The 13,228-nt window shown below is 36.7% G+C and carries 14 protein-coding genes, 4 tRNA genes and 1 pseudogene; 11 read left to right on the plus strand and 8 right to left on the minus strand.

The window, feature by feature from the left end; all coding sequences use genetic code 11:
* Positions 1 to 32 precede the first annotated feature (32 nt).
* From C9J46_RS07775 to C9J46_RS07790, 4 genes are all read left to right on the plus strand, one after another.
* A complete protein-coding gene (locus tag C9J46_RS07775; protein ID WP_107290735.1) occupies positions 33 to 2,408 on the plus strand; it encodes a S8 family serine peptidase in 2,376 nt (791 codons plus the stop codon).
* Positions 2,409 to 2,420: 12 nt separating this feature from the next.
* Entirely contained in the window at positions 2,421 to 2,846 is a 426-nt protein-coding gene (locus C9J46_RS07780) for a hypothetical protein (RefSeq protein ID WP_107287363.1), read from the plus strand.
* 121 nt (positions 2,847 to 2,967) lie between these two features.
* Positions 2,968 to 3,058: transfer RNA gene (locus C9J46_RS07785), tRNA-Ser, on the plus strand.
* Positions 3,059 to 3,098: 40 nt separating this feature from the next.
* A tRNA-Asp gene (locus C9J46_RS07790) sits at positions 3,099 to 3,175 on the plus strand.
* A 290-nt stretch (positions 3,176 to 3,465) separates the two neighbouring features.
* On the opposite strand, the gene C9J46_RS07795 is transcribed toward C9J46_RS07790, so the two are convergent.
* The 3 genes from C9J46_RS07795 to C9J46_RS07805 form a co-directional block, all read right to left on the minus strand.
* Positions 3,466 to 4,089, minus strand: a complete 624-nt coding sequence (locus C9J46_RS07795) for a glutathione S-transferase family protein (protein WP_107259846.1) — start codon at positions 4,087 to 4,089, stop codon at positions 3,466 to 3,468.
* A gap of 22 nt (positions 4,090 to 4,111) precedes the next feature.
* Positions 4,112 to 5,131 carry an NADP-dependent oxidoreductase gene (locus C9J46_RS07800; RefSeq protein ID WP_107290736.1) on the minus strand — a complete coding sequence of 340 codons (1,020 nt, stop codon included), beginning with the start codon at positions 5,129 to 5,131 and terminating at the stop codon, positions 4,112 to 4,114.
* Between the two features lie 142 nt (positions 5,132 to 5,273).
* Positions 5,274 to 5,861, minus strand: a complete 588-nt coding sequence (locus tag C9J46_RS07805) for a TetR/AcrR family transcriptional regulator (protein WP_107290737.1) — start codon at positions 5,859 to 5,861, stop codon at positions 5,274 to 5,276.
* 246 nt (positions 5,862 to 6,107) lie between these two features.
* Here C9J46_RS07805 and C9J46_RS07810 point away from each other — a divergent pair, with 246 nt between their 5' ends.
* The 3 genes from C9J46_RS07810 (at position 6,108) to C9J46_RS07820 (ending at position 7,352) form a co-directional block, all read left to right on the plus strand.
* Positions 6,108 to 6,419, plus strand: a complete 312-nt coding sequence (locus tag C9J46_RS07810) for a hypothetical protein (RefSeq protein WP_107207024.1) — start codon at positions 6,108 to 6,110, stop codon at positions 6,417 to 6,419.
* A 72-nt stretch (positions 6,420 to 6,491) separates the two neighbouring features.
* Positions 6,492 to 7,124, plus strand: a complete 633-nt coding sequence (locus C9J46_RS07815; protein WP_107290738.1) for an HD domain-containing protein — start codon at positions 6,492 to 6,494, stop codon at positions 7,122 to 7,124.
* Positions 7,125 to 7,261: 137 nt separating this feature from the next.
* Positions 7,262 to 7,352, plus strand: a tRNA-Ser gene (locus C9J46_RS07820).
* Between the two features lie 68 nt (positions 7,353 to 7,420).
* Here C9J46_RS07820 and C9J46_RS07825 read toward each other — a convergent pair.
* A complete protein-coding gene (locus C9J46_RS07825; RefSeq protein WP_107207022.1) occupies positions 7,421 to 7,930 on the minus strand; it encodes a hypothetical protein in 510 nt (169 codons plus the stop codon).
* 249 nt (positions 7,931 to 8,179) lie between these two features.
* Here C9J46_RS07825 and C9J46_RS07830 point away from each other — a divergent pair.
* A tRNA-Ser gene (locus tag C9J46_RS07830) sits at positions 8,180 to 8,270 on the plus strand.
* A gap of 233 nt (positions 8,271 to 8,503) precedes the next feature.
* Here the strand turns inward: C9J46_RS07830 and rpoS are convergent.
* A complete protein-coding gene (rpoS, locus tag C9J46_RS07835) occupies positions 8,504 to 9,364 on the minus strand; it encodes an RNA polymerase sigma factor RpoS (protein ID WP_107207021.1) in 861 nt (286 codons plus the stop codon).
* A 305-nt stretch (positions 9,365 to 9,669) separates the two neighbouring features.
* Between rpoS and C9J46_RS07840 the strand changes: the two genes are divergently transcribed.
* Together C9J46_RS07840 and C9J46_RS21535 are read left to right on the plus strand one after the other, a co-directional pair.
* Complete coding sequence (locus tag C9J46_RS07840; RefSeq protein WP_107207020.1) at positions 9,670 to 10,044, plus strand: hypothetical protein; 375 nt, start codon at positions 9,670 to 9,672, stop codon at positions 10,042 to 10,044.
* A gap of 17 nt (positions 10,045 to 10,061) precedes the next feature.
* On the plus strand, positions 10,062 to 10,214 hold the full coding sequence (locus tag C9J46_RS21535; protein WP_158259278.1) for a hypothetical protein: 153 nt from the start codon (positions 10,062 to 10,064) through the stop codon (positions 10,212 to 10,214).
* A 45-nt stretch (positions 10,215 to 10,259) separates the two neighbouring features.
* Here C9J46_RS21535 and C9J46_RS07845 read toward each other — a convergent pair whose 3' ends face one another.
* Positions 10,260 to 11,153: a LysR substrate-binding domain-containing protein gene (locus tag C9J46_RS07845; RefSeq protein WP_107207019.1), complete on the minus strand. Its 894-nt coding sequence runs from the start codon at positions 11,151 to 11,153 to the stop codon at positions 10,260 to 10,262.
* A 172-nt stretch (positions 11,154 to 11,325) separates the two neighbouring features.
* Between C9J46_RS07845 and C9J46_RS07850 the strand changes: the two genes are divergently transcribed.
* Positions 11,326 to 11,877, plus strand: a complete 552-nt coding sequence (locus tag C9J46_RS07850; RefSeq protein ID WP_107207018.1) for a YbhB/YbcL family Raf kinase inhibitor-like protein — start codon at positions 11,326 to 11,328, stop codon at positions 11,875 to 11,877.
* A gap of 76 nt (positions 11,878 to 11,953) precedes the next feature.
* On the opposite strand, the pseudogene C9J46_RS07855 reads toward C9J46_RS07850, so the two are convergent.
* Together C9J46_RS07855 and C9J46_RS07860 are read right to left on the minus strand one after the other, a co-directional pair.
* Positions 11,954 to 12,322 (minus strand): annotated as a pseudogene (locus C9J46_RS07855) (alanine dehydrogenase); the annotation flags it as partial.
* A gap of 358 nt (positions 12,323 to 12,680) precedes the next feature.
* Complete coding sequence (locus C9J46_RS07860; protein WP_107207017.1) at positions 12,681 to 13,073, minus strand: H-NS family nucleoid-associated regulatory protein; 393 nt, start codon at positions 13,071 to 13,073, stop codon at positions 12,681 to 12,683.
* Between the last annotated feature and the right edge of the window lie 155 nt (positions 13,074 to 13,228).

Here is a 13,228-nt window from a genome sequence, read left to right on the forward strand (position 1 = left end):
GTAAGTTCTTATTGTGTTGATAAGGATTTCAAATGAAAAAAATTATAATAATGAATACCTTAGTCTTTCTAAGTTTGCTAGGTTGTGGTGGTGGAGATAGCGGCGATACAGAAAATAAAGGTGATACAAGTATAACCAAAGATAGAAATAGTAAACCTAAATTGAATGGAAGTAATGTTTATTACTACATTGGTAATGATGCTCTCACTCAAAAGTTACCTATCACTGACCAAGATGGTGATAGAGTAACGTTTGAAATCATTAACTCTCCAAAAAGTGGTAACTTTTCAATTGATAATGAAAATAGTGAATTTACATTTATATCTAATTTGTCATCAATAAAAGAAGAGGTTGTTTCTTTAATCGCTTCGGATGGTATTGATGAAACTGAATTTGAGATTACTTTAAAGCCTGAGTTGGTACTTAAACCTGAAGAATTTGAAAGCTTAAACAATATAGTTGAAGGAAAGTTTGAATTTATTGCCGGCGCTGATGTTGAGTTTAGCTATAACGTAATATCAGATGATAATACTCCGTCGTTTATACCGTTAATAAGTGATGTAAATAGAGCGCAAATACCTGATGTCAATTCTTTTGTAATTAATAACGATGGTTCTTTTAAATTAACGGCACAGCCTTATTCAGAGCCCATTTATATTGATGTTACGTTAACAAGTAACAATAAAACGGTAACTGCTCAAATAAAGTATTTAACAGAGCAAAAGAATATCAATATTGATGCTTTTTCCGATCCATTATATTTCCAACAATGGCATCTAAATAATACAGGTCAAGATGCTTACGCGTTATCAAAGGCAAGTGAAGGATTTGATATTAATATTGGCCAACTGCACGCTCAAGGGATAACCGGAAAGGATATTCATGTCGCTATTGTTGATTCCGGTTTAGAAATTGCGCATGAAGATTTAGTTGAGAATGTTATTCCTGGTATGTCATATGATTTCGTCGAGCAGGATAATGATCCTAGTCCGAATCAATATGAAACAGATGGTGATCATGGCACCTCAGTTGCGGGGTTAACCGCTGCTGTTGGTTTTAATGGTAAAGGGGGGCGCGGTGTTGCTCCATCTGCATCTTTGTCTGGTTTTAATTTCCTGAAAGTACAAGGTCTGGATGTGTTTTATGAAACTCATGGTGGTGATAAAACTCAAACTGCTGACGTTATAAATCAAAGTTATGGCTTTAATAGCAATATCTTTTTTCCAATCAAATATTCATCTAATGAAACGATGATTTTAAAATCTTATTATGAAACGGCGAGTAAACCAGCGTTAATGATCAAATCTGCAGGCAATGGCTTTCAAGAATTAGGTTTCTATTGGCGTGTGAATAGTTCCGAAGAGGAAGCGCGACTACCTGCTCAAATCGCTAATTCGGATCCTGAAAGTGCGAGTTTTTATAATACGGTCGTTTCTGCTTTAAATGCCAATAGAGAAACACCATTATCGAGCTATTCAACGGTAGGAGCTTCTGTACTGTTTGCGGCCCCTGGTGGAGAATATGGCTTTGAATATCCTGCTATGATAACAACGGATGTTGCTGGCTGTGACCGAGGATATTCAATTGAGTATGGATTTGGCGGCTATTCTGGTGGATTAGATGATGAAATACAGAGTGAATCAGAGTGTAGCTATACTTCAAGATTTAATGGTACATCATCTGCTGCGCCTGTAGCATCTGGGGTTGCAGCATTAATTATGCAATCAAACCCTGAATTATCGTGGCGTGATGTGAGATATATCATAGCAAAAACAGCCACAAAAATAGATTTAGATTTTGTGCCTGTTATTTTATCACAAGATGGAGAGCAGTATATTGCAGAACCCGGTTGGGTTACTAACGGGGCTGGGAATCGTTATCATAACTGGTATGGCTATGGCATGATTAATGCTGTTGAAGCTGTACAAATGGCAACTCGAAATTATACTTTATTACCTCCGTTGATTGAGTCGGAATTTATCACTAGTGATGTTATCGGAGCTGTTGAAATTCCAGAAAATTTTGAAGGAATAACAAAACAAATTGAAATTACCGATGATATAACAATTGAGGCTATTCAATTAAAACTTGATTTAGACCATGAAAGAATGAGTGATATCGCCGTTGAAGTTATTTCCCCTTCAGGTACACGATCTGTTGTTGCGACACCAAGACATTTACATTATCTCAATCCGAAATATTACTTTGGATATGATGCTGAAATTCTATTTCTTAGTCATGCATTTTTAGATGAAGTTGCTGCAGGTATTTGGACTGTTAAGATTGTTGATACAAATAAAAACACCATGAAAATAGCTGATTACGATGATAACGAGCTGGAATTGCCTAACAACTATTTCTCAGGTTTGTTATTTGATGCCAGTATCAAAGTTTATGGACATAAATAAGGATTTATCGTTATGGAAAAGAGCAATCATTTACTATTCATTAGCTTATTTATGTTAACGAGCTGTAGTGCTAATGCCTATACATCTACAACGTTCACTAGTGGTGGTTTAGATTATGAAGTTATTGCGAGTGAACAAACTGCATTTAGTGCGACTCACTCTCAAGACAATAAAGTCACTAAAGGCGTAAAAGTTCAAAATGAAGACCTAAATATTAACGGGCTAGTGTCAGGTAGTATTATTTTAAAAACAATATTTTCTGATGCACTACCATTCGATGAGCCAGATATGTCTAAAAAACGTCTTGGTGGTGGTATTTGGATAATTCAGTATCCTGAAGGCACTGATTTAAGTAAAAAACTAAATTGGTTACAACAGCAGGATGGTGTTAAAAAAGCTGAAATAGAAGTAGTAAATAATCTTTTAAAACCTAATTGATTGTTTGAGGGCATAGAAGCGCGAGTAAATTATTAAAGTTGATTAAAACCTAGCCTGTTGAGCGGTTTTTTTAATTAAACAGTTTACAGAAAGTAATAATCTACGTATTATTCGCGCCATTGGAGAGATGGCTGAGTGGTTGAAAGCACCGGTCTTGAAAACCGGCATACGTTTATAGCGTATCTAGGGTTCAAATCCCTATCTCTCCGCCATATTCTAGAAGTTCGATTTTATCGGGTTTCATAAAGAATTGGAGCGGTAGTTCAGTTGGTTAGAATACCGGCCTGTCACGCCGGGGGTCGCGGGTTCGAGTCCCGTCCGCTCCGCCAATACAACGAAGCCTCGTCAGCAATGACGGGGCTTTTTTGTATCTAAAATTTGATTGTTGTTGGTATGTCTTGATGCACCTAGCCGAGGTTGAGAGTCCCGCTGGAATGCTAGCCCAGCCGTTCCGCCAACACAACGAAGCCCCGTCAGTAATGACGGGGCTTTTTGTATATAAAATCTATATTGTTATTGAAATGTGATGGCTTCTTTGTGCAGAAAGCCTGCTATTCACACTGTAAATCAATAGTATAGTAAAAGCCAAACAACGACCTGTTTGGCTTTAGAGGCTGGTTTATTCACCGTTATATTGTAATTCTAACGCTTGAGCGGTTTGATAGCCTTGATGTGTTTGTAACTGCTCTGCGTAACGTTGAATATTTGGAAACGCAGCTAATACGCCATAGTTACCAAGGATTTCAGTAATAAATGACATCATGAAATCGGCACCGGTTAAACGCTCTTCTACAAGATAAGTTTTATCCACTAACCGTTGATCAAAATATTGCATTACTTTCTGAGTTTCCATGTCAGCATAATCACCAAGGAAATTCATTTTTGCACCATCTTTGGTGACAAACATCTTTAAAAGTAACGGTAAAATGGCTGAACTTTCGGCAAAATGCAGCCATTGAATATAATCAATATAGGCTTGAGTGCCACGTTCAGGCATAAATTTACCGTTACCGTAAGTTTCAATTAAATATTCTGTGATAGCGCCTGATTCAGTAATGATCATTCCGTTATCTTCCAATACCGGTGATTTACCTAGTGGATGAACACTTTTAAGTTCTGGTGGCGCAAGAAATGTGACCTTGTCTCGGCAATAAGGTTGAATTTTATATTCAACACCTAGCTCTTCAAGTAGCCAGATAATACGCTTTGAACGAGATTGATTAAGATGGTGCAATATGATCATGATAAGTCCTTTTTAGGTTTAGTTAGCTAACTTTAACTACAATTTTGCCGAAGTTTTCACCTTCAAGTAAGCCAATAAAAGCGTGTGGAGCTTGCTCTAGGCCTTCGACTCTATCTTCACGGTAATGAATTTTTCCTTCAGCAAGCCATTGCGACATTTGTTGTGCAAATTCGTCATAACGGTGAGCATAATCGTCAAAAATAATGAAACCTTGCATCTTGATACGCTTAACCAGTAGTTGTCCCATTAACATATTCATACGATCTGGGCCGTCTGGAAGCGATGTTGCATTGTATTGAGAGATCAAGCCACAAAGCGGAATGCGTGCGCCTGTATTAAGGAGAGGAAGCACTGCATCAAAGACTTTACCGCCAACATTTTCATAATAAATATCAATGCCATCGGTACATGCATCTGCTAATTGTTGTGCAAAGTCAGCAGCATGGTGATCAATACATTCATCAAATCCTAATGTCTCTTTTGCATATTGGCATTTTTCGTTACCACCTGCGATACCAACAACACGACAGCCTTTTATCTTACCAATTTGACCAACCATAGAGCCTACTGCGCCAGTTGCAGCAGCAACAACGATAGTGTCACCTTGCTTTGGTTGACCGATATCGAGTAGCCCCATGTATGCGGTAAAGCCTGGCATACCCATTACTCCTAATGCATAGGATGGGTGACTGGGATTCATTCCTAACTTTATTAATCCTTCACCATTTGAAACGGCATAATCTTGCCAACCAGAATACGCTAATACCCATTCACCCACTTGATAGTCAGGGTGGTGAGAAGCGGTTACTTGGCATACCGTGCCACCGACCATCACTTCATTAATACCGACAGGCTCAGCATAGGATTTTTTATCACTCATACGCCCACGCATATAAGGATCGAGTGAGAGATAAACGGCTTTAAGTAGTAACTCGCCTTGTTGCGGGCTTGGGATCGTTGTTTCTGTTAAATGAAAATTTTCAGGAGTTGGTGCGCCTACAGGACGAGAGGCTAATAGTAGTTGGCGATTAGTGGCTGTCATTGCTGATTTCCTTTTTTCAATTAGACCAGTCGTCTAGTTGGTGTTTCAAAAAATCCCGCCTTATCGCATCGTTAATGTGTAGATAGGCGGGCATTATCTTTTCAATACTGCGGTTTATCACTATTACGTGTCTTGTCGATAATCATTTTGGTTGCAGTAGTGATTGTGTTGTTGTTAATGCTTGCTGTAATCCTGATAAATCGTGACTTAGTTTGTTGAGTAAACTTGCTCCAAGCCATAAATTATAAAGAGTTTGGGCGGTTACATGGCTGTCGCAGTTAGCGATTGAGCCATCTTTTATTCCTCTTTCTATTGTTTTGGCGATTAAAGCGACAACACTATCTGCTCCTTGCTTTAATGCTTCTCGCATAGGCTCGGAGAGATCGGAGACTTCTGCACTGAGCTTTACCACCAAACATTTATTGGCATTACAGATGCCGTTTTCAACTTTGATCCATAGCTTGAAATACTCATTGAGTTGTTCAAAGCCTGTGCCTTGCTCGCTTTTTAATACCTGAGCGACAAGTTGTAAATAATGATGAAAATAAGAGTGGATCAATGCTTCACCAAATTGCTCTTTAGATTTGAAATAATGATAAAAAGAGCCTTTAGGTACTTCTGCCGCACTTAATAATTGCGATAAACCAACACTCGTAAATCCTTTCGTGACCACTAGCTGGTAACCAACATTAAGAATGTGCTGCCGTGTATCAATTGTTTTTTCGTTCATGAAGTCACTATAGAATAAATTAGACCAGTCGTCTAGTGCTTGGGTTTGAATGATTTTACTATAAATTAGCTTAAGAGTAATGATTTGATGTTTGATACTCTATTTTTAAGTTAGCTCTGCTAAGACTGGTCACCCACTTACTGTGGGGGGATTTGTTTTATTGTGTGTAAAACAAGATTATGAAACTATAACGATCTTCAAGCAGAATGCTTTTCTGCTTATTTTATTGGTTAAAAAGGTTAAGTGATGGATTTTCAAAATTACTACGAGATCATTATAGAAGTACTGGTTGATAATTTTGATTTAGACGATGGCGAATACTATGGCGAGGTCATCTTAACGGATGAGCTTTATCAAACAAGCTGCGATATCGCTAAACAGTTTGATGTTGGCTTTAATGACGAACATACCGCACTGGCTGTACTTGAAATGTCTAAGCAAGCAGGTGTAGAGCCAAATACATTCTCAGTATCATCAGCCGCTGTTGGTTGTGTTGTTGATTACTTAGAAGATAACTTTGTTGTCGAATTCGATGATGAAGAGTTTGACGAAGAGTAATGCTCGTCGCATAAAGAAATATAACTATTGAAGCCGACATGATGTCGGCTTTTGATTATCAGAGGCGATGATATGCATCTCAAGACATTAGAATCAATATTAACGACAGAGCTTGAGCTGTTAAATAGTGCAGATGCAGCGCATGATAAAGCGCATGCTTTACGTGTGGTGAAAGTAGCAAAACAGCTTGCTAAGCAAGAGCAAGCACGATTAAACATTACTCTTGCTGCGGCCTATTTACATGACTGTGTTGCCGTTACTAAAAATGACCCTCGAAGAAAACAAGCTTCAACACTTGCAGCTAATAAAGCGATCGAGTTTTTATCTGACAAAAAGTTACTCGTTGACCATCATGATGAGATTCATCATGCGATTGTGGCGCATAGCTTTAGTGCTGATATTAAACCGTTAACATTGGAAGCAAAAATTGTTCAAGATGCTGATAGATTAGATGCACTTGGCGCGATAGGTTTAACACGGTGTATTCAGGTTGGCACATCTTTAGGTCGACCATTGTATGCTCTTGACGATCCTTTTTGTCAAAACCGACAACCTGATGACACGAGTTACACCCTAGATCACTTTTATATTAAGTTACTTGGTTTAGCTGACACCATGCAAACAGATGCTGCGAAGATTGAAGCGGTTAAACGGATCGAGTTTATGAAAAGTTATCTCTTGCAGTTAGAGTCAGAGATAGGGTGAGATAGTACAAAGAATAAGCATTTATGCTGTGTTTGATCTTGCTGAAAGAGTAAATAGTAAGATAACGCTGTAATAGTAACCACTTAATTTAGATGGGTATTTACATCTACATATTATCTCCGTATTATTCGCGCCATGGAGAGATGGCTGAGTGGTTGAAAGCACCGGTCTTGAAAACCGGCATACGTTTATAGCGTATCTAGGGTTCAAATCCCTATCTCTCCGCCATATTTTAAGCCTCGTCAGCAATGACGGGGCTTTTTTGCATCTGAAATTTAAACTGTGAGTTCGCTTCTTTAGCATTGAGTATATTGACTAATAAAATCAGCTTGCGCCATTGCCATAATTGAAGCTGTTAAACGTAGAGCTGCGTTGATTGCATCATCCGATTCATTCAATGATCGTAATAATTCAACATGTCCATCTAGACAACTATAACCTTGGTTTACCATACATGCCGCAATGCAAGCATAGTAGTAAGCAGTTTCATCATCGATATCTAAACTATGTAATGGTTTGAGCTCTAACGCATTAGTTTGTTTGATATTGGATAAATGTAAGTTTTGAATTGCCATATAGTAGTTATTTGTCATGGCCATACGCATGACAGCGTGATTAATATCGGCGAATTGTAAGCTATTAATATCACCGACTTGCTGTTTGATACGTTGTAGCACGGTACTATTTTGTGTCGCGAGTGCTGCTGCATAAGCAATATATTGAATTCGGTTATTCGCAAGTAGCGATTGTCGAGAAATGAGTGAGTGAAGTAAATCAGAATGATCAAAAGTAGTGTCAGTTGGCATAGCAATGCTTCCTTTTACGCTAACAAAATGTGCAAGATAACTGCACGAATGCATTTAATGATATTCCCTTCATTCAGTGACGCAATTGCCAGTTATGCAGCATTACTGTGTAGAAATGATCAGAATAGTTGATGAATAACGTTGGGATAGGTAAGTGATTTAGAGAAGTAGAGGCTTTTGTCTCTTTATTACGCAGTCAAACGGCTACTGATTTACATAACTAAAAATAGCGAGTAGTATTTGCAGCATGGAGAGATGGCTGAGTGGTTGAAAGCACCGGTCTTGAAAACCGGCATACGTTTATAGCGTATCTAGGGTTCAAATCCCTATCTCTCCGCCACATTTTAAACCTCGCCAGAAATGACGAGGTTTTTTTATATCAAAATAGAATTGATGATTATCAATAATCCCCGAAGAGTGAACAAACAAGCTTCAAGAGTCGTAAGATATTTGGCCTAAAAGATTATTGCTGTTTGAATGAAATCGTGTGATTGCAAGTTTATATTTATTTTTAGAAAAGAGTTGTAGCAGAATGCTATAAAATAGAACCATAAACACACTTATTTTATTTTTTTAAGTTATATTTGAAAATAAAATATCTAAATCATAATTTTCTCGTGCTAGTGAACGTTTTAAACTACTTAAGGATTTTATTTGAAGTTGACGTATACGTTCTCTTGTTAGTCCAACAGCATCGGCAACTTCTTGTAATGTATGCGGTTCGTAGCCCATCAGGCCATAACGACGACAGATGATCTCCTTATCTCTTGCATTCATTCTATTTAGTATCAAGTTCGTGATTTTTACCATGTCATCATTATCGACCTCTGCACTCGGTGATGTTATTTGTTCATCCGCCACTAAATAAGCAATGGTGTGTGATTGTTCAGTATCACCAATGGTTTGATCGAGTGAAATAACATTGACTTCATTAGAGAATAAGGCTGATATTTCTTTACTTTCTTTATTGAGTGCTTGCGCAATATCTTCGTGAGTAGGTTCATTATTATTTCGCTTCATTAGCTCACGATGAGTACGAATTAATGTGTTGATTTCTTTAGAAATATGGACTGGTAAACGTATAGTTCTGTTTTGATTGTGAATAGCACGTTCGATGGTTTGTTTAATCCACCATGAAGCATAAGTAGAGAAACGAAACCCTTTTTCTGGATCGAATTTTTCAACGGCAGTCATTAAACCAATGTTACCTTCATCGATAAGATCACTTAATGAGAGATTAGAAGCACGATATTTTTTTGCAATGCTAACGACAAGCCTTAAATTAGATTCAATAAGAATTTTTTTTGAAGCAAGATCGCCAGTTAAAGACTTACGGCTATATTGAATTTCATCATCTTTATTAAGTAAAGGTTTATTTGAAATATCATTAAGATATAGGCGTATTACATCCACTTCAAAACTTGTCGTTTCCATTTTATTCATCCTTAATAAATAAATGCAGGGGTGCAATCAATCCGTGAACACCTTGTTGATTATATAAATATAAATATAAATGTTAATAAAAAGCAAACATTAATTGTAACATTTATGTAATATTCATGTAATATTCATGTAATATTCTGTTGGGTTTGGTAAATTTATAAATTTATTGGCTTCATATCTAAATTAAACAATCAATAAACGTAATGTTATTTTTACACTGCTCTTTTTTTGTTGTTTATATATCGTGTTGGTATATATAGTTGTACTATATAAAAAATATATATGAGTTTGTAAATATGTCATCATTAGTTAAAAACGTGTCTCTATCAATCGCACTGTTATCTTCTTTATGTTTTTCTTATGCTAATGCAGCTGAGATATCTGGTAATTCGATTGTGGTTCAATCCTGTATTGATAACCAAAATTTTGATGAGCAAGGCTTGATTCATTGCTATCAACAAGCTGAAGCAACAGCAAAAGATCAAGTTTATAATTTATCAAGTCAAGGTGAGCATTATAAAAGTGCTATCGATAGCCAATGTCAAAAGTTACAAGTAAAACTTAATACAGATACAACAATGATTAAATCTGACAAAGAAGCTAAAATAGCGGCTTGTTATGCTAATGGCTGGTCTCGTGCACGTGATACAGTGTTAAATGAAAAATACTAGTCGAATGGTTGGGGATTATGCGACATTTATCTGACTATCAACAACAGATAGACGTGATTGTTCAAGAGCATTCAGGAAGTCTTGAACAATCACTAGAATCATTACAGCGATTGCTAGATGCTATCGCTGATGATAGGGCATTAACAGATAGTCAATTAAAACAGGATTAAGTTGCTTTAAGAATAAACGGATGAAGATACAATGATCATCCGTTTTTATTTGGTTTTAGATAGTTGCAAAATAGAATTGTATAACAAAACTGTTGATGGGTTATTTTTATTATCTTGAGGACACACGAGATAATAAGTTGGCATTTTATCATTAATGTAAGTGATGTTGAGTCGTTCAACCAAGGTGCCATCATTAAGTTGCTTTTGGACTAAGATTCTATTTACAAAAGCGATGCCTAAACCGTTACAAGCCGCCTCTATGGCTTGAATTGAGTTTTGGAAAAAAACTTTATTCTGATTTCTGTTCGGTTTGATCTTCATATTATGTAAAACAAGATCCCATTGAATTAGACGATTAGTCGTTTCTATCAATGTGATTTCACTGAGTAGTTGCTCTGTGAGTTTTACTTTAGATGAAGGAATATAATCAGGAGTGCAGACTGCAACCATCTTTTCTTTAAATAAGACATCATATTCATGTTGCTCTGGTGGCTTTAATCCATATCGAATCGCAATGTCTATATTCTCTTTGCCAAAATCGAGCGTTTCTAATGTATCAATAAAATTGAGCGAGATCCCTTGCTGAGATAACTGTCGAATATTAATGAGTGGCAAAAGCCATTTATTTAATAACGCAGGTGGTATCGCAACGGTTAACTTTTGATTTTTTTTAGAGATACCGAGATCGGCCGTTGCTTGTTCTAGTTCATTTAAAATTATTGTTGTTCGACTAAAGTAACGAAGACCTGCATTAGTGAGAGTAATACTGCGGTTATGTCGCTGAAATAATTTTTGTTCTATAAAATCTTCAAGTGTGCTTATTTGATGACTAACAGCCCCTGGCGTTACATATAATTCTTCTGCGGCTAGTTTAAAGCTTTGTAGTCTTGCAGCGGCTTCAAAATAGACAATGGCTTTTATTGGTGGGATGACCCGCATTGGTATACCTTCAAGTTATTTTTTCTAAGTTCACAAAATATTATTATCGATTTGTAGTATTTATTTTTTGTGCATATAATTCAAAACGAACAAAAAGTGTTTGGCAGTATACCAATTTAGAATAACATTATGCTGTTAAATCGTTATTAATCTATAATGATGAGTACTAACAATGAAGATCAAACAAGTAGTAGCAGCTGTACTTCTAGCAGTTCCTGCATTTATGTCGCAAGCGATGGTGCTAACGAGCCACGATATTACTAATGATAAAACATTACAAAATCAGCAACTGTTTAACCAATGGGGTTGTACAGGCAAGAATGTATCACCACAATTAACATGGAAAGATGTTCCTGCTGGAACAAAAAGCTTCGCTGTTACGATGTATGATCCTGATGCACCAACAGGTAGTGGTTGGTGGCATTGGAGTGTTATTAACATTCCTGCTGATGTACATAGTTTAGCTGCGGGCGCGGGTGCTGTTGGCGGTAAAGAATTACCAAAAGGCGCAAGTATGGTAACGAATGATTTTGGCTTTAAAGGTTTTGGTGGTGCATGTCCTCCGCCAAACTCAAAACCGCATAATTATGAAATTACAGTGTATGCATTAAATACGGCGAATATTAAATTACCAGAGAATGCATCACCAGCATTAGCAGGCTATAACATTCTTGCTCATGTTATTGGTAAAGCTGTGCTTGTTGCGCCAACGAATGCACGTTAATTGAAATTAGATAAAAAAGCCACTTACCTAAACTATCAATCGTTTTTGTAAGTGGCTTTTTGTTAAGTATTTTTTCATTTACGACGTTTTTACAGGTAATGTTGCCGTGATATATATTTAATCCATTACGTAGATGTTTATCTGTGAGAAGTGCTTGTTTATAATCTTTATATGCTAATGCAAGAATATAAGGCAGTGTTGCGTTATTTAAAGCAATGGCACCTGGCATATTGGCAATACAATAATGTAAGTGGGATCATCATGTGTTGTTGGGTGTGATGTTTCTACACAGCCACTTTGGTCAATAGCAACATCTACAATAGCAGTTCCAGGCTTCATTTTTCTATCATTGCTTTTGTGAACAGTTTAGGTGCTGCTACGCCTGCAATAAGACCCCTCCAATAACAAGATCAGCTCTTATTACATGATCTTCTATAGTGCACTCGTTACATATTTTGTATTGATTTCACTATCAAATTGTATACTCCCAAGCAATATGAAAATAACCTGCGATTACATGGGGTTAGTTTCTTAGAATGTAAAGTCGTGAAAGAATTTGCAACTTAAGCTCACTTAGGCATAACAGTATCTATGTGCCTCCATATCATTATAACGTAACATTCTGAGTTCATTTGTCTTTTGTATTATTATAAATATCTATTGCTGTTATTAGAGTGGTACTAGAGATCAATAATAAAATGAGCAACACAGAAAGATAAGTAGAGGAGAGGCGTTAACGGTGAATATAAGGAATGAGTAAAAGTCGCTATTTACTAGCGACTTTTTTACTTAATGTCACGAAATTAAATTTCGAACTCAGAAAGTTGTGCGCCATTATCTAGCAGTTGTTGCAGTGCTTTTGGAGTACGGCCTTGGCCTGTCCATGTTTTTTCTTCGCCGTTTTCATCTGTAAACTTATATTTAGCAGGGCGAGCAGCACGTTTTTTCTTTGCTTTAGGTGCATCACCTAAAAGGGCAACAAGCTCTTCGGCAGTAATACCTTCAGCTTCAAGCATGTCTCGGTATTTTTGAAGCTTAGCTTCTTGCTCTTTGTTTATAGCATTTGCTGCTTCTTCTTCCTCACGTCGTTCTTCAACAACTTGAGTGAATTTTTGTAGGCCTTCTTGAAGATCTGCAACTGACATTTCACGTGCTTGTGCACGCAATGAACGTAGGTTTAAAAGAATATCAATCATGTAATTTGATTCTGAAATAAAAAGAAGTATTAGATCCTATTGTACTTAAGTTTTTAAATAAGGCACGAAAAATAAAGCGATATATTTGAAACTAAATCTCATTTTTAAAAAATTAATAAAATAGAAATGCCGTAATTAAAAATATAGAAATGAAA

It is taken from the genome of Photobacterium sp. GB-36, assembly GCF_003026135.1.
Taxonomy (GTDB): domain Bacteria; phylum Pseudomonadota; class Gammaproteobacteria; order Enterobacterales; family Vibrionaceae; genus Photobacterium.

What these genes read in the sequence shown, in the direction of transcription:
- rpoS (WP_107207021.1), bottom strand. Translation starts at nt 9,364, where the DNA reads ATGGAAACGACAAGTTTTGAAGTGGATGTAATACGCCTATATCTTAAT.
- C9J46_RS21535 (WP_158259278.1), top strand. Translation starts at nt 10,062, where the DNA reads ATGCGACATTTATCTGACTATCAACAACAGATAGACGTGATTGTTCAA.
- C9J46_RS07845 (WP_107207019.1), bottom strand. Translation starts at nt 11,153, where the DNA reads ATGCGGGTCATCCCACCAATAAAAGCCATTGTCTATTTTGAAGCCGCT.
- C9J46_RS07825 (WP_107207022.1), bottom strand. Translation starts at nt 7,930, where the DNA reads ATGCCAACTGACACTACTTTTGATCATTCTGATTTACTTCACTCACTC.
- C9J46_RS07840 (WP_107207020.1), top strand. Translation starts at nt 9,670, where the DNA reads ATGTCATCATTAGTTAAAAACGTGTCTCTATCAATCGCACTGTTATCT.
- C9J46_RS07815 (WP_107290738.1), top strand. Translation starts at nt 6,492, where the DNA reads ATGCATCTCAAGACATTAGAATCAATATTAACGACAGAGCTTGAGCTG.
- C9J46_RS07850 (WP_107207018.1), top strand. Translation starts at nt 11,326, where the DNA reads ATGAAGATCAAACAAGTAGTAGCAGCTGTACTTCTAGCAGTTCCTGCA.
- C9J46_RS07810 (WP_107207024.1), top strand. Translation starts at nt 6,108, where the DNA reads ATGGATTTTCAAAATTACTACGAGATCATTATAGAAGTACTGGTTGAT.
- C9J46_RS07795 (WP_107259846.1), bottom strand. Translation starts at nt 4,089, where the DNA reads ATGATCATATTGCACCATCTTAATCAATCTCGTTCAAAGCGTATTATC.
- C9J46_RS07860 (WP_107207017.1), bottom strand. Translation starts at nt 13,073, where the DNA reads ATGATTGATATTCTTTTAAACCTACGTTCATTGCGTGCACAAGCACGT.
- C9J46_RS07800 (WP_107290736.1), bottom strand. Translation starts at nt 5,131, where the DNA reads ATGACAGCCACTAATCGCCAACTACTATTAGCCTCTCGTCCTGTAGGC.
- C9J46_RS07805 (WP_107290737.1), bottom strand. Translation starts at nt 5,861, where the DNA reads ATGAACGAAAAAACAATTGATACACGGCAGCACATTCTTAATGTTGGT.
- C9J46_RS07780 (WP_107287363.1), top strand. Translation starts at nt 2,421, where the DNA reads ATGGAAAAGAGCAATCATTTACTATTCATTAGCTTATTTATGTTAACG.
- C9J46_RS07775 (WP_107290735.1), top strand. Translation starts at nt 33, where the DNA reads ATGAAAAAAATTATAATAATGAATACCTTAGTCTTTCTAAGTTTGCTA.